This window comes from Streptomyces sp. NPDC055078 (assembly GCF_053607985.1).
The window spans coordinates 1-1,401 of record NZ_JBSGUP010001104.1; the positions used below are offsets into that span (position 1 = coordinate 1).

The 1,401-nt window shown below is 69.7% G+C and carries 1 protein-coding gene; it reads right to left on the reverse strand.

From position 1 onward, the window contains the following. Positions 1-46 precede the first annotated feature (46 nt). On the reverse strand, positions 47-1,246 hold the full coding sequence (mqnC, locus tag ACWF94_RS40490) for a cyclic dehypoxanthinyl futalosine synthase (RefSeq protein ID WP_453500294.1): 1,200 nt from the start codon (positions 1,244-1,246) through the stop codon (positions 47-49). Positions 1,247-1,401 lie beyond the last annotated feature (155 nt).

Here is a 1,401-nt window from a genome sequence, read left to right on the forward strand (position 1 = left end):
GGGCACGTACACCGCGCCGGCGGTGTGGATCGTGAGCAAGCCGGGCTCAGTTGGCGTTCAGGAGCTTCAGCTCCGGGTGGGCCGTGCCGCCCGCGATCGCCGTGGACGAGATGTGCGAGACGACGCGGTCGTCGACGGGGTCGTCCGCCGGGTCGTCGTGTACGACGATGTGCTCGTACGTCGTCGTCCGCTGCGCCGGTACACGGCCGGACTTACGGATCAGATCGATGATCTCCTGCCGGTTGGAGCGGTGCCTGGCACCCGCCGACGAGACGACGTTCTCCTCCAGCATGATCGAGCCGAGGTCGTCCGCGCCGTAGTGCAGCGAGAGCTGGCCGACCTCCTTGCCCGTCGTCAGCCACGAGCCCTGGATATGGGCGACGTTGTCGAAGAAGAGCCGGGCGACCGCGATCATCCGCACATACTCGAAGAGCGTCGCCTGGGTCTGGCCCTTGAGCCGGTTGTTCTCCGGCTGGTACGTGTACGGGATGAAGGCGCGGAAGCCGCCGGTCCGGTCCTGGACGTCACGGATCATCCGCAGATGCTCGATCCGCTCGGCGTTGGTCTCGCCGGTGCCCATCAGCATGGTGGAGGTCGACTCGACGCCCAGGCCGTGGGCGGTCTCCATGATCTCCAGCCAGCGTTCGCCGGACTCCTTGAGCGGGGCGATCGCCGTGCGCGGCCGGGCGGGCAGCAGTTCGGCGCCCGCGCCCGCGAAGGAGTCCAGGCCGGCCGTGTGGATGCGCTCGATGGCCTCCTGGGCGGAGACGCCGGAGATCTTGGCCATGTGCTCGACCTCGGACGCGCCGAGGGAGTGGATCACGAGTTGCGGGTAGGCGGACTTGATGGCCGCGAAGTGCTCCTCGTAGTACTCGACGCCGTAGTCCGGGTGGTGGCCGCCCTGGAACATGATCTGGGTGCCGCCCAGTTCGACGGTCTCGGCGCAGCGGCGGAGGATGTCGTCGAGATCGCGGCTCCAGCCCTTCTCGGTGTCCTTCGGCGCGGCGTAGAAGGCGCAGAACTTGCAGGCCGTGACGCACACATTGGTGTAGTTGATGTTGCGCTCGATGATGTACGTCGCGATGTGCTCCGTACCGGCGTACCGGCGGCGGCGTACGGCGTCGGCCGCCTGACCCAGCGCGTGGAGGGGGGCCGAGCGGTAGAGGTCGAGGGCCTCCTCCGGGGTGATCCGGCCCCCTGCGGCAGCGCGGTCAAGCACGGACTGAAGGTCGGCCTTCTCGGTCACCGGGTGTCACCTCTCGGTGGTCTTCCAGAGCGCTCGCGGAGCGTCTGCGGGCCGGTCCAGCCTACGTCAGGCCCGGTGGCGGGCCACGGTCCGGTCCGGCGCGCGGCGGGGGCGGTCCGCCGGGAGCGCGTGCGGGCCGGTCCGCCGGGAGTGGG